This is a genomic window from Pedococcus sp. P2_E2, assembly GCF_056403955.1.
On the sequence record NZ_JBFUEM010000009.1, the window covers coordinates 1 to 26914 of the forward strand.

A 26914-nucleotide genomic window follows, 5' to 3' on the forward strand; every position below is an offset into this window, starting at 1 on the left:
CGATGGTGGTCGACGCCGAGGCGAAGGCGGTCATCGAGGCCGCCGTGCAGGGACTGTCGGCGCCCCGGCCGGCGCAGGGTGAGCCGGACCGGCGGCCGTCGGGGCAGCGGCGGATGGACGCCCTGGTGGAGGTGCTGCGCCGCGGGGTGGCCTCGGCCGGTGGGGTGGCGACCACCCCCAAGGCGGAGCTGTTCGTGACCGTGTCGCTGGAGGACCTGGTGGCCCGGTCGAACGCCGCGACCGTGTTCGGGTCGGGGGAGGCGGGCACCCTGATCGGGCCGGASACGGTCCGSCGGATCGCGTGTGACGCSGGGGTCGTGCCGGTGGTGCTGGGCACCGACGGGCAGATCCTGGACCTGGGCCGCAGGTTCCGGCTGTTCACCTCCGCCCAGCTGCGGGCGTTGTGGTTGCGTGACGGCGGGTGCACCTTCCCCGACTGCACCGTGCCGGCGTCCTGGTGCGACGGACACCACCTGCGGCACTGGGCCGACGGCGGAGCCACGGACCTGACCAACGCCGCCCTGTTGTGCGGGCGGCACCACACGATCGTGCACCGCAACGGCTACCACGCCGAGCTCACCGACGGCCGGGTCCAGTGGGACCTGACAGCGGGCGCCTACGACCACTGGCTCACGGTCAGGTCAACTGCATCCCCACCTTGGCGACCATGACCACGCCCCACAGCCCGCAACCCCGGCGGGCCCGCTGGCATGCCCGTCGGGCAAGGCCTCAGCCGGCTGGCGCACGCGGACACCCAATCAGACGGCGGTGAGGGCCTCCATGGCCTTCTTGATCTCGCCGAGCCGGGTGGCGGCGACGGCCCGTGAGTCCCGCAACGACTCCGCACTCGCGACGGGCTCGATGACCTCGAGGTAGACCTTGAGCTTGGGCTCGGTGCCCGAGGGGCGCACGATGATCCGCGAGTTGTCCTCGAGGTAGTAGCGCAATCCATCGGTCGGCGGGAGGGCCTCGCTGCCCACCGCGAGGTCGTCGGCCCGCGAGACGGGGATGCCTGCCACCTCCTCGGGTGGGTTGTCGCGGAGCCGGGTCATGACGGTGCCGATCAGGGACAGGTCCGCCACTCGCACGGCCAGCGCGTCCGTGGCGTGCACCCCGTGCTCGACCGCCAGGTCGTCGAGCAGGTCGGTCAGCGACCGCCCTTCCGACTTGAGGGTCGCGGTCATCTCAGCCACGACCAGGGCGGCGCTGACGCCGTCCTTGTCGCGCACGTGGGGCGGGTCGACGCAGTAGCCCAGCGCCTCCTCGTAGCCGTAGCGCAGCCCCTCCACACGGGAGATCCACTTGAAACCGGTCAGCGTCTCCTCGTGCCGCACCCCGGCCGCCTTGGCCATCGCCGCGAGGAGCCGCGACGACACGATCGAGTTCGCGAAGACGGCATCGTCGTCGACGCCGCGGGCGAGGATGTGCGCCCCCAGCAGAACCCCGACCTCGTCGCCGCGCAGCATCCGCCAGCCGCCGGGACCGGGCACCGCCACGGCGCAGCGGTCCGCGTCGGGGTCGTTGGCGATGACGACGTCCGGGCCCGTCTGCTCGGCCAGCTCGAGCGCGGCGTCCATCGCACCGGGCTCCTCCGGGTTGGGGAAGTGCACCGTCGGGAACATCGGGTCCGGCTCCGCCTGGCTGGCGACCGGGATCGGCGCGGCATACCCCGCCTGCACGAAGGCCTTGGCCACCGTCTCGGACCCGACACCGTGCAGTGCTGTGTGCACGACGGTGACGTCGCGCGGGGTGTCGGCGGCCACCACGGTGACGACGTCCTCGAGGTAGGCGGCGAGCACGCCGTCTCCGAGGGTCTCCCACCCGTCCTTGGCCAGGGGGACGTCCGCGACCGCGGTGACGCGCGCGATCTGTGCGGCGATGCCGGCGTCGGACGGCGGCACGATCTGCGAACCGTCCCCGAGGTAGACCTTGTAGCCGTTGTCCTCGGGCGGGTTGTGGCTGGCGGTCACCATCACGCCGGCGTCGGCTCCGAGGAAGCGGATCGCGTAGGCGAGCACCGGGGTCGGCAGCGGCGAGGGAAGGATCGCGGCGCGACCCCCCGCCCCGACCACGACGGCCGCGGTGTCGCGGGCGAAGACGTCGGAGTTCTTGCGGGCGTCGTAACCCACGACCACGAACGGTTCGGGCTTCAGGGCCTGGACGTATGCCGTGAGGCCGGCGGCCGCACGAATCACCACGGAGCGGTTCATCCGGTTGGGACCGGCGCCGAGGGCGCCGCGAAGCCCGGCGGTGCCGAACTCGAGCATCCCCGAGAACCGGTCGGCGAGGTCGTCGACGGCGGCCTGGTCGCCCTTCTTGGCCTTGGCGAGGACGTCGCCCAGCTCGACTCGGGTCTCGTGGTCGGGGTCGTCGTCGACCCAGGCCTGCGCGGCGTCGATCAGCTCCTGTGCGTGCGCCTCGGAAGCGGAGGGCGAGGTGGCTCCGCGGCCGTGTCGCGCGGCATACGTCATGGTTGGACGTCCTCTCTCAGATGGTGGCGACGACGGCGGCGAGCAGCTTGCCGCAGCGTTCGGCTGCGGCCTGGCCGGCTTCGATGACCTCCTCGTGGGACAAGGGTTGGTCACTGATCCCGGCTGCCAGGTTGGTGACCAGCGAGATGCCGAGGACCTCGAGCCCCGCCTGGCGGGCGGCGATCGCCTCGAGGGTGGTGGACATGCCGACGAGGTCGCCGCCCAGCACCTTGGCCATCTGCACCTCGGCAGGCGTCTCGTAGTGGGGCCCGCGGAACTGGACGTAGACGCCCTCGTCGAGGTCAGGATCGACGGCCCGGGCGAGGTCACGCAGCCGCGGCGAGTAGAGGTCGGTGAGGTCGACGAAGTTCGCGCCCTCGATGGGGGACGTCGCCGTCAGGTTGAGGTGGTCGCGGATGAGCACCGGGGTGCCGGGAGCCCAGGCGGGGTTGAGTCCACCACAGCCGTTGGTCAGGACGATGGTCTTGCAGCCGGCTGCCGCCGCGGTGCGGACGGCGTGAACCACGGCCCGCACGCCCTTGCCCTCGTAGAAGTGGGTCCGGGTGCCGTAGACCAGCGCGCGGCGACCGGTGTCGGCGATCGCGACCGAGCGCATCGTGCCGCTGTGCCCGGCGACGGCGGCCTTGGCGAAGCCCGGGACGTCGGCGTTGTCGATCGTGGCAAGCGTCTCGCCGATGAGGTCGCCGGTCTGTCCCCAGCCCGAGCCGAGGACGAGCGCCACGTCGTGCCGCGCCGCGCCGCTGCGTTCGGCGATGACCGCTGCGGCGGCCCGGGCCACCTCGAACGGGTCCGTCGAGGGGTCTGCCAGGTCTGGATGGCCCGCGGACGGGCTGCGCTGCTCAGTCACGCTCGAAGACTACCGACGCTGCGAGGGGACGGCTCTTCGGATGGTTGGATAGGGCTCGTGAACGCGCCCAAAGCCTCCGTAGTGATCCTCGGCGGTGGCCCCGGTGGCTACGAGGCCGCGCTGGTGGCCGCCCACCTGGGTGCCACCGTGACGGTCGTCGAGCGAGACGGGGTCGGCGGCGCCGCGGTGCTGACCGACTGCGTGCCGTCCAAGACCCTCATCTCGACGGCCGACTTCATGAGCCAGTTCGAGACCGCATCCGACCTCGGCGTGCACCTCGAGGACCACGAGGGCGACGAGGTCTCCGACTCGGTCGCCGAGCTGACGGCGGTGAACCGCCGGATCCTGGCCCTGGCCGCAGCGCAGTCCCGCGACATCGGCGCGCGGCTCGCGGGTGACGGCGTCAGGGTGTTGTCCGGCACCGGTCGCCTGCTCGCTGCCGGCGAGGTGGTGGCAACCCTCGCCGACGGGACCACGGAGACCCTGACCGCAGACGTGGTGCTCATCTCCACCGGCGCGACTCCCCGCGTGGTCCCGACGGCCCAGCCCGACGGCGAACGCATCCTCACCTGGCAACAGATCTACACCCTGGCCGAGCTCCCCGAGCACCTGGTGGTCGTCGGGTCAGGTGTCACCGGTGCCGAGCTGGCCCAGGCCTACCTCGGGCTCGGGTCGCGCGTCACCCTCGTGTCGTCGCGTGACCGGGTCCTCCCGGGCGAGGACGCCGACGCGGCCGCCGTCATCGAGGACGTGTTCCGCAAGAGGGGCATGGACGTGCTCGGGCGCTCGCGGATGGCGTCGGTGTCCCGGACCGCGTCCGGCGTGGTGGTCCGGCTCGAGGACGGCCGAGAGGTCGAGGGCAGCCACGCGCTGCTCGCGGTCGGTTCGGTCCCGCAGACCTCCGACATCGGCCTCGAGGACGTCGGCGTGGCCGTGAGCGAGTCCGGACACGTGGTCGTCGACAAGGTCTCCCGCACCTCCGTGCGAGGGGTGTATGCCGCGGGCGACTGCACCGGGGTGCTGCCCCTCGCGTCGGTGGCCGCCATGCAGGGCCGGATCGCCATGGCGCACGCCCTGGGTGACGCGGTGGCCCCGCTCAACCTGCGGGCCGTGTCGGCCAACATCTTCACCGACCCCGAGATCGCCACCGTCGGGTTCTCCCAGAAGGACCTCGACGAGGGCACCGTCGACGCGACGTCGGTGATGCTCCCGCTCGCCACCAACCCGCGCGCCAAGATGCAGGGCATCACCGACGGCTTCGTCAAGCTGTTCGCCCGCAAGGGCGGCGGCACGGTCGTGGGCGGCGTGGTGGTCGCTCCTCGAGCGTCGGAGCTGATCTACCCGGTGACCCTGGCTGTGCAGCACGGGCTGACGGTCGACCAGCTGGCGGGCACCTTCACCGTCTACCCGTCGCTGTCCGGATCCGTGGCCGAGGCGGCTCGCCAGCTGCACCAACGCGACTGACCTCCGACTGACCTCCGACTGATCTCACGCGTCGCGCCTCGTCCGGCCGTTCCCCCACGTTCGTGGGTAGTGTCCGGGGTGAGGGTGTTGCGATGCGCCGACTACGACGCGTCGACACTGAAGTTCCCGAGAGAGGGGCGTGGGCATGGCAGGCGGTTGGCTGGACAAGATCAAGGACCTCGCCAAGGGCAATCCGCAGCAGGCGGACTCTGCCATCGACAAGGTCGAAGACCTCATCGACAAGCAGACCGGAGGCAAGTACGCCGACCAGGTCGACAAGGGTGGTGACGCCCTGCGTGACCAGCTGGGCCTGCCGGAGCAGACCCCGGAGCCCGCGCCCGAGCCGGATCCCGAGCCCGCGCCCGAGCCGGATCGCGAGCCGGCGCCCGCCCCCACCCCGGAGCCGGAGCCCGCGTCCGTGCCAGAGCCGGCGCCTGAGCCCTCGCCAGAGCCGGCGCCTGAGCCCTCGCCCGAGCCGGCGCCTGAGACTGTGCCCGAGACTGTGCCCGAGCCGACGCCGGCTCCCAACCCGGCGCCGTCCACCGGCGACCCTCAGGAACCTGCTTCCGGAGACGGCCCCCTGACGCCGGGGGAGCCGCAGCAGCCTGGGCAGCCCGGTGGCCCGCTCGATCCCTCGCAGGTTCCCGACAGCGGACCGGTGCAGGTCCCCAGCGACGAGCCCGGCACCGGCAACATCCCCGAACCCGGCCCCGACGTCGAGACCGACACGGGCGACGGCGGCACCAAGGAGCTCCCGCCGTTCGGGCGGAGCTGAGCGAACCGGCATACGACAGCGGCGCCGTCTCCCGGCTGGGAGGTGGCGCCGCTCCGGGTTTCTGGCCAGTGCTGGGTATGCCGGGTGGTCAGTCCTTGATCTCGGCGATGACGGCGCCGTTGGTCACGGTCTGGCCGACCTCGGCGACGAGGCCGGTGATGGTGCCGGCCTTGTGGGCGTTGATCGGCTGCTCCATCTTCATCGCCTCGAGGACGACGACGAGCTCGCCGGCGGCGACCTCCTGGCCTTCCTCGACGGCGATCTTGACGATGGTGCCCTGCATGGGGGCGGTGAGGGAGTCACCGGACGCGGCGGCGCCGGTCTTGGACCCGCCGGAGCGGCGCGGGGCCTTCTTCTTCGCCGCGCTGGAGCCGCCACCGAGCGACAGCCCGCCGGGCAGGACGACCTCCAGGCGCTTGCCGCCGACCTCGACGACGACGCTCTGACGCTCGCCGTCCTCCTCGGGGGCCTGCGCCACGGTGCCGGAGTAGGCCTCGATCTGGTTGTCGAACTCGGTCTCGATCCACCGGGTGTGCACCGAGAACGGCTTGTCGCCCTCGGGGGCGAAGGCGGGGTCGGACACGATGACGCGGTGGAACGGCAGGACCGTCGGCATGCCGTCGACGGTGAACTCGGCCAGCGCGCGCCGCGACCGCTCCAGGGCCTGGTGCCGGTCGTGACCGGTCACGATGAGCTTGGCCAGCATCGAGTCGAACGCCCCGCCGATGACGTCGCCGGCGACGACGCCGGAGTCCAGGCGCACGCCCGGGCCCGACGGCGGCTCGAAGACCGTCACGACACCGGGGGCGGGCAGAAAGCCTCGACCGGCGTCCTCGCCGTTGATGCGGAACTCGAACGAGTGGCCGGTGGGTGCGGGGTCGTCGTAGCCCAGCTCCTCGCCGTTGGCGATGCGGAACTGCTCGCGGACCAGGTCGATGCCGGTGACCTCCTCGGTGACCGGGTGCTCGACCTGTAGGCGGGTGTTGACCTCGAGGAAGGAGATGGTGCCGTCCTGGCCGACGAGGAACTCGCAGGTCCCGGCGCCGGTGTAGCCGGCCTCGGTGAGGATCGCCTTGGAGGCGCGAACCAGCTCGGCGTTCTGCTCGTCGGACAGGAACGGCGCGGGGGCCTCCTCGACGAGCTTCTGGTGACGGCGCTGCAACGAGCAGTCGCGGGTCGAGACGACGACGACGTTGCCGTGGGTGTCGGCCAGGCACTGGGTCTCGACGTGGCGCGGCTTGTCGAGGTAGCGCTCGACGAAGCACTCGCCGCGACCGAACGCCGCGACGGCCTCACGGGTGGCGGAGTCGAACAGCTCGGGGATCTCCTCGATGGTGCGCGCGACCTTCAGTCCGCGACCGCCACCACCGAAGGCCGCCTTGATGGCCACGGGCAGGCCGTGCTCCTTGGCGAAGGCGACGATCTCGTCCGCGGTGTCCACCGGGTCGGCGGTGCCGGGCACGAGGGGGGCGTTGGCGCGGGCGGCGATGTGGCGGGCCTTGACCTTGTCACCGAGGGAGTCGATCGCGGCGGGAGAAGGGCCGATCCACCGCAGCCCGGCGTCCATGACGGCCTGGGCGAAGGAGGCGTTCTCGGCAAGGAAGCCGTAGCCCGGGTGGACGGCGTCGGCACCGGCCTTGCGGGCCACGGCGAGCAGCTTCTCCTGCACGAGGTAGGAGTCGCCGGGGGTGGTGCCCCCGAGCGCGTAGGCCTCGTCCGCGACCTTGACGTGCAGGGCGTCGCGGTCCGGATCGGCATACACGGCAACGGAACCGATGCCACTGTCCGCGCACGCGCGGGCGATGCGCACGGCGATCTCGCCACGGTTGGCAATCAGGACCTTGGAGATCGGCTTCGTCGTCGACTCGGAAATGGGCGCCATGCGCGGGAGCCTAGCCCGTTTCCGCGACGGCACTGCCACCCTGCGGGTGTGGTCTCGCCCACCCGTGGGGCGGCCTCGTCAGCACTCGGCGGGCTCAGCTGAGGACGCCACCCACCTTCGACCAGGTGTAGTGACCGCCGCGACCGTCATAGGCGTACAGGGCGTTGTCGGTCCCGCGGCCGAGCACGACGTAGCTCGTGGCGGAGCGGCTGGTGACGGCCGGCGCGCCGCTCAGCAGCCCACCGATGGCTGTGGCGAAGCTGCCCTGGGTGATCACCGGCGTCTGGCCGTTCCGGCTGACCATGACGGGCGTGGGGCCCTGTGCCAGGGTCGGCCCGGACCACGTCAGCCGACCGAGGTTGGTGAACCCGCCCGCGACTCCTGTCGCGGACAGCACGACGCGGAAGATCTGCCCGTTGGTGCCACGGACGACCACCGAGACGGTCCCGGCGGCACGGTCCGCGCTCGCGGCGGGCGCGGCGGACAACACGCCGCCGACCTGGGTCCACGGGGTCCAGCGAGCGCCGTCCCACCGGATCCGCGACAGCGCATCCCCGGTCGTGCGGGCGACGATGTCGATCGTGCCGGTGCTCAGGGAGGCAGCCGAGGGAGCGCTGGTCAGCGCGCCGCCGACGTCCTCCCACGCGTGGTAGGCGCCGCCGGTGGAGTACGTGTGCAGGAGGTGGCCGTTGCTGCCCTTGGCGAAGAGGTCGACCCGTGACCCACCCCAGGTCACGGCCGCCGGGGCCGAGGCGATCGTGCCGGGAATGAACCGGAAACCGCTGAAGGCGCCACCGGCGGCGGACTGGGTCGTGTACCAGACACGGTTGTCCGTGCCACGCACGAAGGCGGTCACCGCTGACCCGCGAAGCACCGTCGCGACCCCGCTGGGCGAGACGTCGAGGCCGGGGGACCACCGCGTCAGTGCGGGGGCGACCGGGTCGACCCGTGAGATGCGGTCGTTCCCGCCGCCGTTGCTGGTGCTGACGTAGACCGCGCCGCCGGCGGCACTCTGGACGGTGCGGATCCGGCCGATCGTGTCATCGAGCTTGCTCAGCTGCTCGTTGCCGATCACGCGCCCGTCCGGCGTCAGGGAGAGGACCCGGACACCCTGGTTCTTCAGCTCCGCGACCGCGAGCGCGCCTTCCCACCGACCCCAGGCCGCCCCGGTGAGGAAAGTGGCTCCGCTCGTGGCGACCGTCGGGCTGCCGGACCGCCACTTCGCGCGAATCGCCGCGGGGTACGTGACGGTGTCGGTCATCGGGACCGACTGGTCGTAGTTGTGCGTGGCGCCGTCCGGGTCCCAGCCGTAGTTGCCGCCGCTGCTCAGCAGGTTGACCTCGTCGTCGACGTCCGGCCCGTGCTCGGCGCTCCACATCTGGGAGGTGCCCGGGCGCAGTGCCAGGCCCTGCACATTGCGGTGGCCGTACGTGTAGATGAACCGAGCATTCCCGCCCTCGCCGTAGAACGGGTTGCTCGTGGGCGCGGTGCCGTCCCTGTTGACCCGCAACGTCTTGCCCCCCAGGGACGTCAGGCTCTGAGGGGCCGGCCCGGTGATCGCGTCGCCCGTGCCGACGTGAAGGGTGCCGTCCGGCGCGTTGCGCAGCCGGCACCCGCCGTGCTGCCCCGTCGTGATGGGTATGCCGGTCAGCACCGGGGCCCCGCTGCGAGTCGCCGACGTGCCATCGGCAGCAAGGAGCCAGCGCAGCACGCGGATGTCCACCGCGGACGTGCCGGTCCCCTTGGAGGCCTGGCAGGTGTAGTAGAGGCGGTTGCTCGCGAACGAGGGATCCAGGGTGAGCCCCATCAGCCCGGACTCCGATCCGACGAACAGGTCCGACTGGTTGGTGGCCACGGTCTGCACCGAGCCGTTCGTGCGCCGCAGCCTCGTGGCGCCGCCCCGCTCGGTGAACAGCACCGACCCGTCGGGGAGCACCGCCAGGTCCCAAGGGAGGGTGAGCCCGGTGGTGAAGGTGGTCACCTGGACGCCTGGCGCGGGTTCTGCGGCTGCCGCGACCTGCGGTGCCACCGTGGGGGTGACCAGGCAGGCCGTTGACGCGAGTCCCGCACACACTCGCACGGCGACCCTGCGGACTGCGTCCTTGCGCACCGCAACCGAACGCGCCGCAACCGAACGTGCCGCGACCGGACGAACCGCAACCGAACGTACAGAGTCCATGCTGGGGACGGTACCCCCGCCGCACGACCTCGGCCTGTTGTCAGGAGGAGCTTCGCGGCGCCATAGGGTGGCGCCATGAGCGGTGACGACGCACGGGCGGTGCGGGAGATCGAAGAGGGTGTGCAGCGGGACTTCTCGGCTGCGATGTCCTACGGCGACTACCTGGGACTGGACCAGCTCCTCACGGCGCAGCACCCGCGGAGCGAGCCGGCGCAGCACGACGAGCTGCTCTTCATCATCCAGCACCAGACCTCCGAGCTGTGGCTCAAGCTGATGCTGCACGAGCTGCGCTCAGCCCGGGCCCTGCTCACCACCGACGACCTGGCGCCCGCCCTCAAGCGGCTGGCGCGGGTCAAGCGCATCCAGGAGATCCTCACCGACCAGTGGTCGGTGCTCGCCACCCTGACGCCGAGTGAGTACGCCGAGATCAGGCCCTTCCTGGCGACCAGCTCGGGCTTCCAGTCCTGGCAGTACCGCGCCGTCGAGTTCCTGCTCGGCAACAAGAACGCCGACATGGTCACGGTTTTCGAGCACGACCCGGTGGCGCGCGACCTGCTCGCCGAGCTGCTGGTCGAGCCCAGCCTCTACGACGAGTTCCTGCGCTACCTCGCCCGCCGCGGGTATGCCGTGCCCTCCGAGCAGCTCGAGCGCGACTTCACCCAGCCCTATCGGGAGAACGACGAGCTCGTCGACACGTTCGCATCGGTCTATGCCAGCCCGAGCGAGCACTGGGGCGTCTACGAGACCTGCGAGGAGCTCGTCGACCTCGAGGACAACTTCCAGCAGTGGCGGTTCCGGCACCTGCAGGTGGTCACCCGCACCATCGGCCACAAGAAGGGCACCGGAGGCTCGTCCGGCGTCGACTTCCTGCGCCGTGCCCTCGACCTGACCTTCTTCCCCGAGCTCTACTCAGTGCGCACCCGCGTCTGACTGCTAGCGGGCCGCCTCGTCGACCCTTCGCCACGCACCGACCTGCCGCGTGCCGGGTCTCGAAGGGCTCGGATCCCCCGCTCAGGTCTTCCGCAGGAGCAGCCCGTCCACCTGGACCGACCTCCCCTTCGTGGTCGCGCGCAGGGTCACCGTCCCCGAGCGCGCCGACGTGAGGACCGGCAAGGACTTCGTCTGCCTGGTCTTCGTCGTCGAGGACCAGAGGCTCACCGTCCCGATCCGGGTCGAGCCCACGTACACCTCCACAGAGCCACAGGTGGAGCAGGTCGTCGCCACCACGGCGACCCGCCGGAAGGCGCCCGCTGACCGGGTCAGCTTCGCACCCACCGTCGTCGTCCGGGTCAGCGTTCCGGCGTATGCCGTGGACGACGCCGCGCGCGTCCATCCCGAGGTCGTGGTCGAGAGGGAGCGGTCGTCGAGCGGACGTGCTGTGCATCGTTCCGTCGACCATGCGGACGTGTTTCCGACCTTGTCGCGGGCTCGCGCCGAGAAGCAGTACTCGTAGCCCGCTTTCGGCGTCACGACCTGGCTGGTCGCTGTCACCTTCGTCCACACCGTCGGCTGGCTCCACGCCGAGAAGGAGGAGGCGGAGCTCGAGGCGGAGCGGTAGCGGACGTCGTAGCTCGCGACCCCGCTCGCGTCCGTGGCGGCGTACCGGACCGCGAAGGTCCCGGTGAGGACCAGGGCGGGCAGGGCCGTCACGGAGACGGTGGGCGCTGCCGTGTCGACGATCCAGCGGTAGGAGGCGGTCGACGTGTGGCCGTGCGGGTCCGTGGCCGTCACCGTGAGGGTGTGCGTCCCCGCCGCAAGCGTGCCGGCATACCCGCTGGCGCACCGCGGCACCGCCTTTCCGTCCACCGAGCAGGCAACGGTGATGCCGCCGACCGGCACGGTGTCGTCGGTGACCCGAACGGGGATCCGTGCGGAGCCGGACGTCTTGGCGGGCGCTGCGGGGAAGCTGATCGACGGCGCGGCCGTGTCGAGCCTGCGCCACGCGACCGCTGAGATGTCGTTCGTGTGCGCGGGGTTGATCGTCGTGAGGCGCTCGGCCAGAGGAGCGTTCGGACGCCACAACAGCACGTTCTGCCCCGAGTAGGGCTGGTAGGTGGGCACGACGAGGGCGTCGCCTCCGGGAGACCACACCGGCCGGTCGTAGATGGTGTAGACGTCGGAGGCCCTGGCGACCTCCTGGCGCGCCCCACCTGCCGTCGGCACGGTCCAGACGTGGTCGTAGCCGGAGTCGTCGGTGGTGACGAAGGCGAGGCGGTCGCCCAGCGGGGAGACGGCGGGCCAGGAGCCCAGCTCGGTGCCGGTGACGGGAGTGCGCTTGCCCGTGGAGTCCAGGGAGAGCACGCCCCCCACCGTCACGTCGGTGACGAGGAGGCGGCTGGTGTCGGGTAGGAACGTCGGCTCCACCGTCAGACCGGCGCCCGGGAAGGCCGCCGGCACCGCACCCGTGCCCGTGCCGACGCACCACACGGCCACGGTCGTCGTGGTGAGCCGCGAGTAGCAGACCTTGGAGCCGTCCGGACTCCACGTCGGGTCGAGCTCGTCGGCCGTGGAGCTGTCCACGAGCACCCGAGGGGACGGACTACCGACGAGCGACCTGACCCAGAGGCCGGCGTCGCCCGTCTCGTCGTAGACCACGTAGGTCAGTGAGCGGCCGTCCGGCGAGACGACCGGCAGGTCGGTGTCCTGGCCGGTGCCCAGGGCGTACGGCCGTCCCGTGGCAACGGGTGCCGACCAGAGGTCGCCGGTGGGGGAGGAGTCCTGGGTCGATGCGACGACGAGCTCCTCGTCCGGGGCGACGAGGGTGGCGATGTCGGCGTCGTTGCTGGGCGTGCTGCCGTACTGGTTCGTCGCGACGAGGCGGTACCGGTACGTGGTGCCAGGGACAACCGTCGTGTCGACCCAGGAGAAGGTGTCGGCCGGCAGCTGCGCCATCGCGACGAAGGCGCCATCGCCGGTGGCGCGCTCGACGGCAATGCCCGTCAGGGGTGACAGTCCGTCGCCGCCGACGTCCCAGTGGACGAGCGCTCGGTCCAGAAGCCCGCTCACGTCGGGACGCCACGACCCGGGCGCACCGGATGCGAGGCCCGAGACCACGAGCTCCTGGGAGCCCACTGGCGTTCCGACGGGCACGACGACCGGGACGTTGTCGACGTTCCCGGTCGCGTGGGGGCGGAAGACGACGTCGACCATGCAGCTGGCCTGTGGGTCGAGCGAAGCCGGGCAGTCGGAGTCCGTGACGAACTCGCCTGCCCCCGTGCCCGACAGGTGCGGAGCGCCCACGGAGGTGGTGACGCTGCCGACGTTCTGGACCCGGACCTCGAGCGGCGTCGAGGACTCACCCACGACGGCTTCGAGGAGCCTGGTGGCGCTGCTCACCGGCGAGACCTGGACGGCGCGGTACGACGCGTCCGAGCCCACGCGAAGCTGGAGCTCGAGCGGGGCAGTGCCGCAGGTGGCGTGCACGTCGGCGTCCAGGCGGTCGACCGTCCCGTCGGCCCGCACCCACGCCTCGCGCACGTCCACGGTGCCCGTCGGGGTCGAGCAGCCCGACGGGACCGTCGACAGGTTCAGTGGGTATGCCGTGTCGGCAGCCAGCGGGTAGGTGCCGGGTCCGGGGTAGCGCGGCAGGTCGAGAGAGGAGTTGCCCGCGATGAGGGTCGTCGCGTAGGCGTTCGAGACCGGCGCCCTGGACGTGACCGTCCCCCCGGCCATCGTGTCGACCACCGTGACGGCCATCAGGCCCTCCACCACGACGGCGGACCGCCCGCCGGGTGTGGGCAGGTCGGGCAGGTCCGGGCGGGCGACCGTGACGGGCTCGCCGACGACCTCGCCGGCCAGGTTCACGGCGGCAACCGTGTAGGTGGCGCGCTCCCCCTTGGCGAGCGTGGTGTCGACGAAGCCCGGGCTGGAGACCTCCGCAACGACGACGGGCTCGGCGCCGTCCACGCGGCGCACTCGCCACTTCTCGGGCGGTGGGCTGGTCGAGTCGGTCGACCAGCGCAGGCGCACCCCGTCGTACCCGGCGTCGGCCACGACGTTCGTGGGGGCGAGTGGAGGGTAGACGACCTCGGCAACGGACACGCCCACCCGGAGCAGGCCGGTGTAGAGGGTCGGGGCCGGGATGGCGAGCCACGCGGGATAGCCCCCACCGGGGATGCCGTCGTCGACGTACTCGACCGTGAGGGTGCACTGCGCGCCCGCCGCGAGGGTCTGCCCGGAGCAGGTGTCGGTGCCCGCGACGACCTCGAGGCGAGGCTGGTCGGCGGCCATCGTGGCCGGGGTCGCGTCGCCCAGGGGGAGTGGCTCGGTGCCGGTGTTGCGCAGGGTCATGAGCCGGGCCGACCGCGACCCTGCAGTGACCCTCCCCAGCTTCACGGCCGCCGAGGCGCCGGAGGTGTAGCCGCGCGTACTGGCGACCCGCACGATGCCGGAGAGCGTGCCACCGCCTGAGCAGGACATCTGGTACGACGCAGACAGGCTCGTGAGGACTCCGTCTGCGGCGTACTCGACGTCCTCCACCTCGAGCCGGCCGGGGGCCGAGCTCAGGGTGGTGCAGAAGCTCGGTGGCGACACCACCCGGACGACCGGCTGGGTTCTCGTCCCGCCCGGGAGGTAGCTCGTGGGACGGAACGAACCCACCGTGAGGCGGCCCGTCGAGTCCGGGATCACCTCGATCCCCGGTCCGGTCCGGGCATCGGTGGGCCGCGTCAGTCGCACCCCGCCGGGGGTCGCAGTGGCCGAGACCACTGGCGCGTTCCCGCGCAGCGAGTCGTACAAGGCCTGCGAAGTGTCCGGTCCGTAGTACGACGAGTCGTTGACGTGGTCGACGACGAGGGCGTCGCGCACGACCGGGTCCTCCGCGTGCGCCGTCGCAGGCACGCCGACCCACGTCCCCGCCACCGCCACGGCCGTCACGACCGCCCGGGCCGCCAGCCGCGTGGCCCTGTCCCCTATTCGCATGCGCGCCGTTCCCGTCCACCATCCCCAACCGCCCGGATCGGAGCGGCCGGGGAACCATATCCCGGGCCGGTGCGTGGTCGAGGACGAATCGGTCGGATCCGGACCTTCGGACGCCAGAAGGCTAGGGCGCGAGCCAGCCTTCGGGGCCGCTCGACCCCGCGGCATACGTCTCCAACGGCACCTTGTCGTCCGCCCACGCCTTGATGACCGGTGCCATCACCCGCCAGCACTCCTCCGCGGCATCGCCGCGCACCGTCAGCAGCTGGCTGCCGTCGAAGATCTGCGCCAGTACCTCCCCGTAGGGCTGCATGCGGGGCGCGGCGAGGCCGGCCGTCAGGGTCTTCTGCTCGAGGTCGACCGGGTCGCCCTCGGCGTTCATGGTCACAGTGAGCGAGACGGCGCCGGGCTTGAGGTCGATGGTCAGCAGGTCCCCGTCGGAGCCGCCGGTGAAGCCGGTCGGCAGGTGCGGGACGTCGCGGAAGTGGGCCACGATCTGCTTGCGCGGCGCGCCCATGGCCTTGCCACTGCGCAGCACGAACGGCACCCCGGCCCACCGCTGGTTGGCGACCTCGAGGGTGACCTGCGCGAGCGTCTCGGTGGACCGCTTCGGGTCGACGCCCTCCTCCTTGGCGTAGTCCGGCACCGTCCGGCGGCCGAGCTTTCCCTCGGTGTAGCGCGCGCGCCGCGAGGACCGCTTGGGTGAGCCGCCCCAGATCCTCGTGGCGCGCAGCACCTGGGCCTTCTGGTCCTGGAGCTCACGGGCGTCGAGGGCGGCGATGGACTCCATCGCGAAGAGCGCGAGCACCTGGAGCAGGTGGCTCTGCAGCATGTCCTTGAGCGCCCCGGCGCCGTCGTAGTACCCGGCCCGCCCTTCGAGAGCAAGGTCCTCGTCGTAGACGATCTCGACCCGCTCGATGTGTTCGGCACTCCAGATCGGGGCCAGCACGCGGTTGGCGAACCGAAGGCCAACGAGGTTGAAAACTGTTGCGACACCTAGGAAGTGGTCGATGCGAAAGATGTCCTCCTCCGGCACCACCTTGTGCAGGAGGGCGTTGAAGTGCACTGCTGACGCGTGGTCGGTGCCGAACGGCTTCTCCAGGGCGAGCCGCGTTACCTCGGGCAGCTCGACGTGCCGGAGCAGCTCACAGACCTTCATGGTCACCTGAGGAGGTAGCGCGAAGAAGATGACCAGGGGGCCCGCACCGCAGCCGGCCACCAGCTCGCGCAGCGCCGCCTCGTCGAGCAGGTCGGTCTTGACGTATGCCGTGTGCTTCGTCACCGCGCCGGTCACCGTCGCGGGTGGCTTGGCCTCGGCGAACGACTCCTTGACGCGGGCCTTCCACTGGGCGGCGGTGATGTCGACGCGGTCGGCGCCGACGACCCTGACCCGACGCTCGGGCTCGACCACCAGCAGGCTGGCCAGCCCGGGCAGCAGCAACCGCCTGGTCAGGTCGCCCCCTGCGCCGAGGATGAGCAGGGTCGTCTCCGGTGCCGTCGCCATGCCGTGCAGCATTACACGGCAGGGGGATCAGGTCGCCATGGGTCGCGCGGGGAGCACCGGACGCGCCCACCCGGCATACTCGCTCAGCATGAGCACCCACGAGGGCGCGCCGGACCGCGCGGCGGCTCCGCGGGTCATCCACACCGCACAGGCCCTCGTCGACGAGGTGGTCGTGGTCGAGGCGCTGCCGGTGCGTGGTGGCAACGCGGTGGCGCAGTCCTATGCGCGGTATGCCGGGGGAGCGGTCAACATCCTCGTGGCCGCGGCGCGTTCGGGGGCCCGGGCTGTGCTGGCTGGGGCCGTGGGGACGGGCGCCAACGGCGACCTGGTCCGGTCGGCGCTCGCGGCCGAGGGCGTGATCGCGAGCAGCCCACCTGTCACCGACCTCGACACCGGGATCTGCTTCGTGATGGTCGAGCCGAGTGCGGAACGCACCTTCGTGACGACCCAGGGCGCCGAGCGCCGGATCAGCGTCGAGTCGCTGCAGACCTCGTCCCCGGTGGCCGGGGACCTGGTCTGCGTGAGTGGCTTCTCGCTCGTGGGTCGCACGAGGGACCCGCTGGTGGAGTGGCTGGACGGACTGGCGACGGGTGTCGTCGTGGTCCTCGACCCGGGCGCTGCCTTCGCCGACCTGCCCGACGAGCTGCAACAGCACGTCCTCGCCCGCACGAACGTGTGGACCAGCAACGCCGAGGAGGCCGAGCAGCTCACGGGGCACGCCGATCCCGCGGCTTCGGTGGAGGCGCTCACCGGGCGTCTGCCCGCGGGTGCCGTCGCCATCGTGCGCGACGGGCCCAAGGGGTGCCACCTGCGCGAAAGGGGGCAGACGGCATACCTGCCGGGCTATCCGCAGGAGGCGGTCGACACCAACGGTGCGGGAGACACCCACACCGGCGTGCTCGTCGCCTGCCGCACCGCAGGCCTGGAGTGGGAGACGGCGGCGAAGCGGGCCAACGCGGCAGGGGCGATCAAGGTGACCCGCCGTGGCCCGGCGACCGCGCCGACGGCTGCCGAGATCGACGAGTTCCTCGCCCTCCAGGATCGGTAGGCGGACACCGGGTCGAGCCGGTGGCTAGCGCCAGGCGGCGGCGACCTCGACCGCTGCCAGCGCTGATGCGCCGGCGCAGACGAGGAGGAACGTGCCGTTCCAGACGGCTCGCGGCACGTGGGTGAGCGACGCGAGGACCGCCGGGTCGCTCGAGTGGGCACGTGTCCGCAGCACGGCGCCGAGGTGTCGCCAGGCCCCGACCAGCAGCACGATGCCGGACCCCACGAGGACCTGAGCCTGCACCGCGTCGTCGCGCCACCACCACAGCGCAGCCGTGGCGCCCAACGCGGCCAGCATCACCACCGCAGTGAGCAGTGAGCGCACCCGGACGAGCGCGACCAGCAGCACGACGCCGACCAGCGTGACGGCCGGGGCCGCCCACCCGCGACCCGCGGTCCAGACCAGCGCCGCACCCACCACCGCCGGCGCGGGATAGCCGGCCCACGTCGAGAGCACCCGACCCACACCACGCGACGGACCGACGGTGACCGCGTGCCCGGACATGTCGCCGCGCAGCACGAACCCGGTGAAGCGGCGGCCGACGGCAAGGCCCACCATGGCGTGACCGAGCTCGTGGACCAGGGTCACCGCGAGCCGCAGGACCTGCCAGACGGCGGGTACTGCCACCACGAGGAGGGCTGCCACCAGGGCGACGGTCACGGCGGGAGCACTCAGGGCGACGTCACCCGTCGAGGGCTCGATCCGGCCACGCACCTGTTCCCAGTCCACGGCGGCGAACCTAGCCGACGTCGCTGTGCGCGAGGGTGGGGCCCTCCTGGTGCGGGAGCCCTCCTGACTCGGGGCTACCGGCTGGGAAGACGGTGGGCCTCGACCAGGCGGTCGTACAGGGCGTCGAGCTGCTGGTCGACCGTCCGGCGGGCGGGATCCGCGTCGTGCCAGTCGACGATCTCCTGCGCCCCCTGCCGGAACGGCACGCGGGCGGTCCAGCCGGGCACGAGCGTGCGGATCTTGGTGTTGTCGAACACCATCGAGTGCGCCTTGTCGCCCAGCAGGCTGTCGCCGAACTCCTCGTCCACGGCGGCGATGGCCTCGGACGTCACGTGCACGAGGTGTGGCTCCACCCCTGCGGCCTCGGCGACGTCGGCGTAGATCCTGTTCCACGTCGGCGCCTCGTCGCCCGTGATGTGGAACGCCTCGCCGAACGCCTCACGACGGCCCAGCAACCCGACGAAGGCCCGCGCGAAGTCGGTGTGGTGCGTGATGGTCCACAGGGACGTTCCGTCGCCGTGCACGACGACGGGCTTGCCCTGCCGCATCCGCTCGACCACCGTCCAGCGACCCTCGAAGGGCGGCAGGGTGTGGTCGTAGGTGTGCGACGGCCGGACGATCGTCACCGGCAGGCCGCCGTCCCGGTAGGCCCGCACGAGCAGGTCCTCGCAGGCGATCTTGTCGCGCGAGTACTGCCAGAACGGGTTGCGCAGCGGAGTCGACTCGGTGACGGGCAGCCGCGACGGGGGCGTCTGGTAGGCCGATGCCGAGCTGATGAAGACGTACTGCCCCGACCGCGCGGCGAACTCGTCGAGCTGCTGCTGCACCTGGTCCGGCGTGAACGACAGGAAGTCGACGACCACGTCGAACTCGCGGCCGCCGACGGCCTCCCGCACTGCTTCCGCGTCCCGGACGTCAGCCTGCAGCGCCTCGGCGTCGGGGTGCGGCGGATGGGTGGTGCTGGTTCCGCGGTTGAGGATCGTGACGCGGTGTCCCTGCGTGACGGCTTCGGCGACGCACGCCGAGCTGATCACGCCGGTGCCACCGATGAACAGGACGGTGCGTGCGGCCATGTCACGAGCCTAGGACCAGGGCCCGGTGACTGCCCCTGATGACTGCCTGTCCCTGATGCCTGCCGCCTCGTGTCGGGGTTGCTCGCGTCAGCCCAGGCGATGGAGGTCCGCGCGGCAGCGGCGCTCGAACTCCCCGAGCTCGGTGATGGCGTCCTCGAGGTCGCGGCGACGCTGCTCGAGGTCGGCGCGACGCTCGTCGATCTGGTCCAGCACGTACTCCAGCTGGCTCGCCTTGCCGCGCGGCCGGTCGTAGAGATCGATGATCGTGCGGATCTCCTCGAGCGGGAAGCCGAGCCGCTTGCCCCGCAGGATCAGCGCGAGGCGGGTCCGGTCACGGCGGTGGTAGATCCGCACGGTGCCCCGTCGCTCGGGGGTGATCAGGCCCAGGTCCTCGTAGTGCCGCACCGTCCGGTGGGTGACCTCGAACTCGTCCGCGATCTCGCGGATCGTCCAGGTCTCCCGGACGCGCTCGTCGACGGCGGTGGAGGCGGGGGCTGGCATACCCGTGAGTATTGCTTTACGTTTACGTCAACGTCAAGCACCACCACACCCACGGTATGCCGCGTGGCCGGGAGCAGGTGTCCGATCGACACCGCCCCGGGCGCGCACCACGAAGGAGAATCGATGTTCGAGCTGAGCAAGGAGCACGAGGACTTCCGCAAGGTCGTCCGGGAGTTCGCCGAGGCAGAGGTCGAGCCGCACATCGCCAAGTGGGACAAGGACCACCACTTCCCGAGCGACCTCGTGCCGAAGATGGGCGACCTGGGGCTGTTCGGCCTCGTCGTGCCCGAGGAGTTCGGCGGGATGGGTGACGACGGTGACTTCACCTCGCTCTGTGTCGCCATCGAGGAGCTCGGCCGGGTCGACCAGTCGATCGGCATCACGCTGTCGGCCGGGGTCGGCCTGGGCATCAACCCGATCCTGACCTACGGCAGCCAGGAGCAGAAGGAGCGCTTCCTGCCCGACCTCGTGGCGGGTCGCGCGCTCGCCGGGTTCGGCCTGACCGAGCCCGACGCCGGGTCCGACGCCGGTGCCACCCGCACCAAGGCCGTCCGCGAGGGCGACGAGTGGGTCGTCAACGGGTCGAAGGCCTTCATCACCAACTCCGGCACGGACATCACCTCCGTGGTCACCGTGACGGCCCGCACCGGCACGAACGACGACGGCTCGGCGCAGCTCAGCGCCATCATGATCCCCTCCGGCACCAAGGGCTTCACCGTCGAACCGGCCTACGACAAGCTCGGCTGGCACGCCTCCGACACCCATGGCCTGACCTTCGAGAACTGCCGCGTGCCGGCCGGAAACCTCCTCGGCAACGAGGGCGAGGGCTTCAAGCAGTTCCTCAAGACCCTCGACGACGGCCGCATCGCCATCTCGGCCCTCGCGGTCGGCATGAGCCAGCGGATGCTCGAGGAGACCACCGAGTACGCCAAGACCCGCAAGGCGTTCGGCAAGCCGATCGGCGTCAACCAGGGCGTGTCCTTCCAGATCGCCGACCTCGCCGTCATGGTCGAGGCGTCGCGCCAGCTGACCTACAAGGCCGCCTGGCTCAAGGACGAGCTCGAGCACGGTCGCCGCTCGGTCAAGGAGGTCAAGCAGGCCGCCGCGATCTGCAAGCTCTACTCGACCGAGGCGGCCGTCACCGCGACCCGCATCGCCACGCAGGTGTTCGGCGGCAACGGCTTCATGGAGGAGTACCCCGTCGCCCGCTTCTACCGCGACGCCAAGATCCTCGAGATCGGCGAGGGCACCTCCGAGGTGCAACGCATGGTCATCGCCCGCCACCTCGGCCTGCCGACCGCCTGAGCCCGTGACAACCGACGCAGACGCAGCAGCCCCCGAGACAGTGCGAGAGGGTATGCCGGTGACCTCCACCTCGTCGTCAGGCGCCTCGGCGTCCACCCCCGCCCTTCCGTTCGCCGTCGGAGCCGACTCCGGCACCGACCCGAAGGTGACCGACGTCCGGGAGCGGCTCGCCGCGGCATACCTGGCCTCTGCGGCGGCGCCCGAGAAGGCGCAGGCCAAGCTGGACGCGCAGGGCAAGCTCTACGTGCGCGACCGGATCGCGATGCTGTTCGACGAGGGGAGCTTCGTCGAGGACGCGCGGTTCGCCAACGCGACGGCGAAGGGCCTGCCGGCCGACGGTGTCGTCACGGGTCGCGGCACCGTCGACGGACGCCCCGCGATCGTGATCGCCAACGACCCGACGGTCAAGGCCGGGTCGTGGGGGGCGCGGACGGTCGAGAAGATCGTGCGGGCCACCGAGATGGCGCTGCGCGAGGAGCTGCCCGTCTTCTGGTTCGTCGACTCCGCGGGCGCCCGCATCACCGACCAGGTCGAGATGTTCCCCGGACGCCGCGGCGCGGGCCGCATCTTCCACAACCAGGTCGCACTGTCGGGCAAGGTGCCCCAGATCTGCTGCCTGTTCGGGCCGAGCGCCGCGGGCGGTGCCTACATTCCCTCCTTCACCGACCTGATCATCATGGTCGAGGGAAACGCCTCGATGTATCTCGGCAGTCCTCGCATGGCGGAAATGGTTGTGGGAGAGAAGGTTTCGCTGGAGGACATGGGTGGTGCGCGGATGCACTGCACGGTCTCCGGTGTGGGTGACCTGCTGGTCGCCGACGACACCGAGGCCATCGAGATGGCGCGGCTGTACTTCTCCTACCTGCCGGCCAACTGGCGCTCCGACCTTCCGTCCTACGCGCCGGAGGAGCCCTCGACGCCGCTGACGCGGCACACCGTGCCCGAGCGCGAGAGCCAGCCCTTCGACATCCACGAGGTCATCGACGGCCTCGTCGACGACGAGTCGTTCTTCGAGGTCAAGCCTCTGTTCGCGCCGGAGCTCGTCATCGGGTTCGGCCGGATGGCGGGGGAGACCGTCGGCATCGTCGCCAACAACTCCATCGTCAAGGGTGGGGTGCTCTTCACGGACAGCGCCGACAAGGCCGCGCGGTTCATCTGGCTGTGCGACGCCTACTCGATCCCGCTGATCTACCTCGCCGACGTCCCGGGCTTCATGATCGGGTCGGAGGTCGAGCGCGGCGGCATCATCCGGCACGGCGCCAAGATGGTGCACGCGGTGTCCTCGGCGACCGTCCCGCAGTTCTGCGTGATCGTCCGCAAGGCCTACGGCGCCGGGCTCTACGCCATGGGCGGTCCCGGCTTCGGTCCCGACGCGACCATCGCGCTGCCCACCGCGCGCATCGCCGTGATGGGCCCGGAGGCGGCCGTCAACGCCGTCTACGCCAACAAGATCGCGGCGATCGACGACCCGGCCGAGCGTGAGCAGTTCGTGCAGGACATGCGGCGCGAGTACGAAGAGGACGTCGACCTCGAGCGGCTCGCCGCCGACCTGGTCCTCGACCAGATCATCGAGGCCGACGCCCTGCGTGCCGAGCTCCTGCTGCGGCTGCGCTACGCCAAGGCCCGCGAGCGGCACTTCGCCACCAAGCGGCGCGACATCCCCCCGGTCTGACGGGTTGCGGTCAGCCGCGCTCGCCCTGGGCGCCCCGGTGCGCGGTGCTGCGCAGGTCGTGCCATGCCAGTCCGACCTCCATGAGCAGCTCGCGCAGCAGCGGCAGCGAGAGCCCGACCACGTTGCTCGGGTCGCCTTCGATGCCGGTGACGTAGGGCCCGCCGAGCCCGTCGAGGGTGAAGGCCCCGGCGACACGCAGGGGCTCGCCCGTCTCGACGTAGGCCTCGATCTCGTCGTCCGTCAGCTTGGCGAAGTGGACCGTGGTGGAGGCGGTGGCCCCGAGCGTGGCGCCCGTCCCACCATCGGCCTCCTCGCGGGTGTCGACGACCCAGTGGCCGGTGTGCAGGACGCCTGAGCGGCCGCGCATCTGGCGCCACCGCGACCTGGCCTCCGCCGCTGACGCGGGCTTGCCGTGGATCTCGCCGTCGAGGTCGAGGACCGAGTCGCACCCGACGATGATCGCGTCGTCGATCTGGTCGGCCACGTCCTCGGCCTTGGCGCGCGCCAGAACCAGCGCGACGTCCTCGGCGACCAGCTCGCCGTAGGTCTCGAGGGCCGCTGCGGTCACCGCTGCCTCGTCCACGGAGCTCACGACCACGCTGGGCTCCAGCCCCGCAGCGGCGAGCAGTCGACGGCGGGCGGGGGAGGCGGAGGCGAGCACGAGGGACGTCACGAGGCGAGGCTACCCACCCGAGGCGCCGACGCGGCATACCCGCGTGTGGCCGCGGCGCTCAGCCGAGCTGGTCGTCGACGAAGCACCAGCGCCAGGACTCGCCCGGCTCGAAGCTGCGCATCACGGGGTGGTCGGTCTCTCGGAAGTGCGCCGAGGCGTGCTTCTGGGGTGAGGAGTCGCAGCACCCGACGTGGCCGCAGTCGAGGCACAGCCGCAGGTGGACCCACGTCGTGCCGTCCCGGAGGCACTCCTCGCACCCGTGCGGGCTGGTCGGCGCCACGAACCGGTCGTGGTGGTCGGCGAGGTGCTGACACTCGTCCTCGGGGCGCTCCGGGGGCAGCAACGGGTCCTCACGGAGCTCGTCGGAGCGTTCCTCGATCCGGTCGAGCATCGACTCCTCGATGTCGAGCTGGGCGAAGACGTGACCCAGCACCTCCTGGTCGACCGTGCCCGCGTCGCGGATCCGCAGGAGCTCGGCGCGCTCGGCCCCGAGCATGATGAGCCGCACCCGGCGGTAGGTCGCGCTGGGCGTCTCGACCGCGTCGGCGCGCCCCTGGCCGAGCCGCTCCCAGACGATGTTCGTGCGGTTCTCGGCGCGCCGGCGCAGGGTCTCGATGACGTCGTCGTCGACGTCGTGGTGCTCCTCGAGCGCCTTGAGCCCGGCCGCGACCGACGACTGGAGGATGGTCGCCTCCTGCAGGGCGTCCTCGCGTGGGTCGGGGCCGCGCACGCCGAGGCTCCTGGCGAGCCAGGGCAGCGAGAGTCCTTGCAGGAGCAGGGTCGCCACGGTGACGGTCATGGCGGCCAGCACGAGCGTGGAGCGCTCGGGAGTGCCCTCCGGCAACGTGAAGGCCGCGGCGAGGGTCACCACCCCGCGCATGCCCGCCCACGAGATGACGGCGGCTGCCCTGGGGTGGAACTTGCCCTCGCCCTTCGGGAGCTTGGCTTGCAGGAGCTTGAAGGGGAAGACCCAGATCGGTCGCAGGATCACCACCGTGGCCAGCACGGCAAGGCACACCAGGATCACCCGACCCCACCCCGGACCGGTCTGGCCGGCGTCCTCCACGAGTCGGCGCATCTGCATGCCGAGCATCAGGAACACGACGTTCTCGAGGATGAACTGGATGGTCGTCCAGTTGATCCGCTCGCTCAGGCGCGACGAGGCGTTCTGGATGATCGGCGACTTGTGCCCCAGCAGCAGACCCGCGACGACCACGGCCAGCACTCCGGAGCCGTGGTAGTGCTCAGCGGGCAGGTAGGCGAGGTAGGGGACGATGAACGAGATGGACGTGTCGATGGCCGACTCGGTGACCTTGCGCCGGACGAAGGCGATCACGACCGCCACGAGCACTCCGAAGCCCACCCCGAGCACGACCGCGCGGCTGAAGTCGAAGGCCACCGAGCCCATCGTCACCTTGTCGGCGTGCTTGCCGGAAGCGACGACGCCCGCGGCGAGCGGGAAGGCGGCGATGGCGGTGCGCAGTGACACCAGCGCCGTGGCGTCGTTGACCAGCGACTCGCCCTCGAGGATGGTCACGATCCGCCTCGGCAGCCCGATCCGTCTGGCCACCGCCGTCGCCGCGACCGCATCCGGTGGGGCCACGATCGCCCCCAGCGCGAAGGCCACCGCGAACGGGACGTCGAGCAGCTTCCAGGTCACCAGGCCCACGCCCGCCGCGGTGAACAGGACGAGCCCGACGGACAGGCCCAGGATCGGTGTCCAGTTGGCGCGGAAGTCCACGAGCGAGGTGCGGATCGCGGCGGCATACAACAAGGGCGGCAGCAGGCCGACCAGGACGACCTCGGAGCTCAGCTCCGGCTCGGGGATGAACGAGACGTAGCTGACTGCGACACCCACCACGAGCAAGGCCAGGGGCGCGGCGACGCGCCACCTCTGCGCGAAACCCGCGACGACGATGACGGTCGCGATGATGGCGACGATGGCGCCGGCAGTTTCCACGGGGACATCCTCGCAGGCAGCCGCAGACGTGCCGGGCGTGGGCGGGTGAAGGCGGTCCACCGCTGGGGGTGGACCGCCTTCAGGCGCCCCGGGTCACTCGGGCCGTCAGCCGAGCTCGCCCAGCACCGCCTCGCGCAGCGTGTCGAGGCCCACGCCACCGATGTCGAGCGCGCGGCGGTGGAAGTCCTTGAGCGAGAACTGGTCTCCCTCACGCTCCTCGACCTGGTCGCGCAGCTGCATCCAGAGCCGCTCGCCGATCTTGTAGGAGGGAGCCTGGCCGGGCCAGCCGAGATAGCGGTCGAGCTCGAACCGCAGCCACGCCTCGCCCTGGTTGGCGTGGTCGGTGAGGTACTGCCAGGCCTTGTCGTAGGTCCACTGACCCCCGCCGACCTCGGCCGGGGCGTCGAACCCGCAGTGCACCCCGATGTCGATGACGACGCGGGCGGCGCGCAGCGACTGGCTGTCGAGCAGCCCCATCTTGTTGCCGGGGTCGTCCATGTAGCCGAGCTCGTCCATGAGCCGCTCGGCATACAACGCCCAGCCCTCACCGTGACCGGAGGTCCAGGCGAACATGCGACGCCACTTGTTGAGCAGCTCCGATCGGAACACCGTCTGGGCCACCTGGAGGTGGTGCCCCGGAACGCCCTCGTGGTAGACGGTCGTGAGCTCCTTCCAGGTGCCGAACTCCGTCACGCCCTTGGGCACCGACCACCACATGCGTCCGGGACGCGAGAAGTCCTCGGAAGGGCCCGTGTAGTAGATGCCGCCCGTCTGGGTGGGGGCGATGAGGCACTCGATGGTCCGCACCGGGTCGGGGATGTCGAAGTGGGTGGCGGCGAGGTTGGCGATGGCCTCGTCGGCCCGCTCCTGCATCCACGCCTTCAGCTCGTCGGTGCCGTGCAGCTGGTATGCCGGGTCGGCGTCGAGGGCGGCGATGGCCTCCTTGACGGAGCTGTCGGGTTTGATCTGGTGGGCCACCTGCTCCATCTGCGCGGTGATCCGCTCGACCTCCTGCTGGCCCCAGGCGTAGGTCTCGGCAAGATCGACCGTGGCGCCGAGGAACGAGCGGGAGAGCAGCGCGTACCGCTCCGGACCGCAGGCGTCCGCCTCGGGTGCGACGTCGAGCAGGTGGGCCTTGAGCCAGGTGCCGAGCTCGGCATACGCCGAGGAGGCGCGGTCGGCGGCGGTCGCGAGCACGTCCCTGGTCGACTCGGCCAGCTCGCCTGCGCCGCTGTCGTCGCCGCTGAGCCTGGCGTCCTCGACGAGCTTGGCGAAGTACCCGTCGTCCGCGACGAGGTCGACGCACTGCTGGATGCAGGCCTCGACCTGGCGACGCGGCGCGACGTTGCCCTTGGCTGAGGCGCTCAGCAGGCTCTCCTGCCACCCGGCGAGGGCGTCGGGCACGCGCTGGAGGCGTCGGCTGATGACTCCCCAGTCCTCGTCGGTGGCCGTGGGCATGAGGTCGAAGCAGCCGCGGACCTCCTGCAGCGGGGAGGCGATGACGTTGAGGGACATCTCGTCGAGCCCGGCCCGGTGGGTCTCCTCCGCTAGCCCGAGGCGCTCGCGCATGGCGGCCAGGGTGACCCGGTCGATCTCGTCGACAGGGGCTGCTCCGTCGAGCCGCGCGAGGGTGTCGGAGCGCAGGGCGGCGTGGGCCTCGTGGCCGGCCGGGGAGAAGTCGTCGAGCTCCTCGTCGTGACCGGCGATGCCGAGGTAGGTCGCGGTGATCGGGCTGAGGGCGACGAACTTCGCCAGGAAGTCGTCGGCGATGCGGTCGATGTCGGTGGCGGGTCGGGCCGCTGCGGTCGTCTCTGTGCTCACGCGAGCGAAGGTACCCCAGCGTCCTGACGGCGGGCACCGCAATAACCCGGGAGCGGCGCCCGCCCTTCTGCG

General features: G+C 71.4%; 19 protein-coding genes. 7 read left to right on the forward strand and 12 right to left on the reverse strand.

Annotated elements, in window-relative coordinates; genetic code table 11:
* The coding region (locus AC1DWR_RS17675) for an HNH endonuclease signature motif containing protein (RefSeq protein WP_477624885.1) at nucleotides 1–671 on the forward strand (671 nt) is incomplete at its 5' end.
* Nucleotides 672–758: 87 nt separating this feature from the next.
* Here the strand turns inward: AC1DWR_RS17675 and AC1DWR_RS17680 are convergent.
* The gene (locus AC1DWR_RS17680) at nucleotides 759–2471 is read right to left on the reverse strand and encodes a phospho-sugar mutase (protein ID WP_477624886.1); all 1713 of its coding nucleotides are present in this window, start codon (nucleotides 2469–2471) and stop codon (nucleotides 759–761) included.
* A gap of 16 nt (nucleotides 2472–2487) precedes the next feature.
* Nucleotides 2488–3339, reverse strand: a complete 852-nt coding sequence (locus tag AC1DWR_RS17685) for a purine-nucleoside phosphorylase (RefSeq protein ID WP_477624887.1) — start codon at nucleotides 3337–3339, stop codon at nucleotides 2488–2490.
* 57 nt (nucleotides 3340–3396) lie between these two features.
* On the opposite strand from AC1DWR_RS17685, the gene AC1DWR_RS17690 reads away from it, so the two are divergent.
* Nucleotides 3397–4803 (forward strand): NAD(P)H-quinone dehydrogenase, encoded by a 1407-nt coding sequence (locus AC1DWR_RS17690; protein WP_477624888.1) that lies wholly within the window; start codon nucleotides 3397–3399, stop codon nucleotides 4801–4803.
* Between the two features lie 145 nt (nucleotides 4804–4948).
* Complete coding sequence (locus AC1DWR_RS17695) at nucleotides 4949–5578, forward strand: antitoxin (RefSeq protein ID WP_477624889.1); 630 nt, start codon at nucleotides 4949–4951, stop codon at nucleotides 5576–5578.
* 88 nt (nucleotides 5579–5666) lie between these two features.
* Here AC1DWR_RS17695 and AC1DWR_RS17700 read toward each other — a convergent pair whose 3' ends face one another.
* On the reverse strand, nucleotides 5667–7460 hold the full coding sequence (locus tag AC1DWR_RS17700; RefSeq protein ID WP_477624890.1) for an acetyl/propionyl/methylcrotonyl-CoA carboxylase subunit alpha: 1794 nt from the start codon (nucleotides 7458–7460) through the stop codon (nucleotides 5667–5669).
* A 94-nt stretch (nucleotides 7461–7554) separates the two neighbouring features.
* On the reverse strand, nucleotides 7555–9639 hold the full coding sequence (locus AC1DWR_RS17705) for a PQQ-dependent sugar dehydrogenase (RefSeq protein WP_477624891.1): 2085 nt from the start codon (nucleotides 9637–9639) through the stop codon (nucleotides 7555–7557).
* A 75-nt stretch (nucleotides 9640–9714) separates the two neighbouring features.
* Here AC1DWR_RS17705 and kynA point away from each other — a divergent pair, with 75 nt between their 5' ends.
* The gene (gene kynA / locus AC1DWR_RS17710) at nucleotides 9715–10569 is read left to right on the forward strand and encodes a tryptophan 2,3-dioxygenase (RefSeq protein ID WP_477624892.1); all 855 of its coding nucleotides are present in this window, start codon (nucleotides 9715–9717) and stop codon (nucleotides 10567–10569) included.
* Nucleotides 10570–10650: 81 nt separating this feature from the next.
* Here the strand turns inward: kynA and AC1DWR_RS17715 are convergent, their stop codons facing one another.
* Both AC1DWR_RS17715 and AC1DWR_RS17720 read right to left on the reverse strand, forming a co-directional pair.
* Nucleotides 10651–14559, reverse strand: coding sequence for a hypothetical protein (locus AC1DWR_RS17715; protein WP_477624893.1), 3909 nt, complete (start codon nucleotides 14557–14559; stop codon nucleotides 10651–10653).
* Nucleotides 14560–14680: 121 nt separating this feature from the next.
* The gene (locus AC1DWR_RS17720; RefSeq protein WP_477614918.1) at nucleotides 14681–16060 is read right to left on the reverse strand and encodes a glucose-6-phosphate dehydrogenase; all 1380 of its coding nucleotides are present in this window, start codon (nucleotides 16058–16060) and stop codon (nucleotides 14681–14683) included.
* Nucleotides 16061–16148: 88 nt separating this feature from the next.
* Here AC1DWR_RS17720 and AC1DWR_RS17725 point away from each other — a divergent pair, with 88 nt between their 5' ends.
* The gene (locus tag AC1DWR_RS17725) at nucleotides 16149–17108 is read left to right on the forward strand and encodes a PfkB family carbohydrate kinase (RefSeq protein WP_477614919.1); all 960 of its coding nucleotides are present in this window, start codon (nucleotides 16149–16151) and stop codon (nucleotides 17106–17108) included.
* A gap of 24 nt (nucleotides 17109–17132) precedes the next feature.
* On the opposite strand, the gene AC1DWR_RS17730 is transcribed toward AC1DWR_RS17725, so the two are convergent.
* The 3 genes from AC1DWR_RS17730 to AC1DWR_RS17740 all read right to left on the reverse strand — a co-directional run bounded on the left by AC1DWR_RS17730 (nucleotide 17133) and on the right by AC1DWR_RS17740 (nucleotide 19411).
* Nucleotides 17133–17837, reverse strand: coding sequence for a M50 family metallopeptidase (locus AC1DWR_RS17730; RefSeq protein ID WP_477614920.1), 705 nt, complete (start codon nucleotides 17835–17837; stop codon nucleotides 17133–17135).
* Between the two features lie 74 nt (nucleotides 17838–17911).
* Entirely contained in the window at nucleotides 17912–18910 is a 999-nt protein-coding gene (locus tag AC1DWR_RS17735) for an SDR family oxidoreductase (protein WP_477624894.1), read from the reverse strand.
* A gap of 87 nt (nucleotides 18911–18997) precedes the next feature.
* Nucleotides 18998–19411: a MerR family transcriptional regulator gene (locus AC1DWR_RS17740; RefSeq protein ID WP_477614922.1), complete on the reverse strand. Its 414-nt coding sequence runs from the start codon at nucleotides 19409–19411 to the stop codon at nucleotides 18998–19000.
* Between the two features lie 123 nt (nucleotides 19412–19534).
* Between AC1DWR_RS17740 and AC1DWR_RS17745 the strand changes: the two genes are divergently transcribed.
* Nucleotides 19535–20716, forward strand: coding sequence for an acyl-CoA dehydrogenase family protein (locus AC1DWR_RS17745; RefSeq protein ID WP_477624895.1), 1182 nt, complete (start codon nucleotides 19535–19537; stop codon nucleotides 20714–20716).
* 52 nt (nucleotides 20717–20768) lie between these two features.
* Nucleotides 20769–22388, forward strand: coding sequence for an acyl-CoA carboxylase subunit beta (locus AC1DWR_RS17750; protein ID WP_477615306.1), 1620 nt, complete (start codon nucleotides 20769–20771; stop codon nucleotides 22386–22388).
* 10 nt (nucleotides 22389–22398) lie between these two features.
* On the opposite strand, the gene AC1DWR_RS17755 is transcribed toward AC1DWR_RS17750, so the two are convergent.
* The 3 genes from AC1DWR_RS17755 to AC1DWR_RS17765 all read right to left on the reverse strand — a co-directional run bounded on the left by AC1DWR_RS17755 (nucleotide 22399) and on the right by AC1DWR_RS17765 (nucleotide 26842).
* Nucleotides 22399–23061 (reverse strand): Maf family protein, encoded by a 663-nt coding sequence (locus AC1DWR_RS17755; protein WP_477624896.1) that lies wholly within the window; start codon nucleotides 23059–23061, stop codon nucleotides 22399–22401.
* Between the two features lie 58 nt (nucleotides 23062–23119).
* Nucleotides 23120–25021, reverse strand: a complete 1902-nt coding sequence (locus AC1DWR_RS17760; protein WP_477624897.1) for a Na+/H+ antiporter — start codon at nucleotides 25019–25021, stop codon at nucleotides 23120–23122.
* A 105-nt stretch (nucleotides 25022–25126) separates the two neighbouring features.
* On the reverse strand, nucleotides 25127–26842 hold the full coding sequence (locus tag AC1DWR_RS17765; protein WP_477624898.1) for a DUF885 domain-containing protein: 1716 nt from the start codon (nucleotides 26840–26842) through the stop codon (nucleotides 25127–25129).
* Between the last annotated feature and the right edge of the window lie 72 nt (nucleotides 26843–26914).

Bases quoted from the DNA above. Each gene is read 5' to 3' on its own strand.
- AC1DWR_RS17740 (WP_477614922.1), bottom strand. From the start codon at position 19,411: ATGCCAGCCCCCGCCTCCACCGCCGTCGACGAGCGCGTCCGGGAGACC.
- AC1DWR_RS17735 (WP_477624894.1), bottom strand. From the start codon at position 18,910: ATGGCCGCACGCACCGTCCTGTTCATCGGTGGCACCGGCGTGATCAGC.
- AC1DWR_RS17745 (WP_477624895.1), top strand. From the start codon at position 19,535: ATGTTCGAGCTGAGCAAGGAGCACGAGGACTTCCGCAAGGTCGTCCGG.
- AC1DWR_RS17715 (WP_477624893.1), bottom strand. From the start codon at position 14,559: ATGCGAATAGGGGACAGGGCCACGCGGCTGGCGGCCCGGGCGGTCGTG.
- kynA (WP_477624892.1), top strand. From the start codon at position 9,715: ATGAGCGGTGACGACGCACGGGCGGTGCGGGAGATCGAAGAGGGTGTG.
- AC1DWR_RS17700 (WP_477624890.1), bottom strand. From the start codon at position 7,460: ATGGCGCCCATTTCCGAGTCGACGACGAAGCCGATCTCCAAGGTCCTG.
- AC1DWR_RS17680 (WP_477624886.1), bottom strand. From the start codon at position 2,471: ATGACGTATGCCGCGCGACACGGCCGCGGAGCCACCTCGCCCTCCGCT.
- AC1DWR_RS17720 (WP_477614918.1), bottom strand. From the start codon at position 16,060: ATGGCGACGGCACCGGAGACGACCCTGCTCATCCTCGGCGCAGGGGGC.
- AC1DWR_RS17705 (WP_477624891.1), bottom strand. From the start codon at position 9,639: ATGGACTCTGTACGTTCGGTTGCGGTTCGTCCGGTCGCGGCACGTTCG.
- AC1DWR_RS17750 (WP_477615306.1), top strand. From the start codon at position 20,769: ATGCCGGTGACCTCCACCTCGTCGTCAGGCGCCTCGGCGTCCACCCCC.
- AC1DWR_RS17725 (WP_477614919.1), top strand. From the start codon at position 16,149: ATGAGCACCCACGAGGGCGCGCCGGACCGCGCGGCGGCTCCGCGGGTC.
- AC1DWR_RS17695 (WP_477624889.1), top strand. From the start codon at position 4,949: ATGGCAGGCGGTTGGCTGGACAAGATCAAGGACCTCGCCAAGGGCAAT.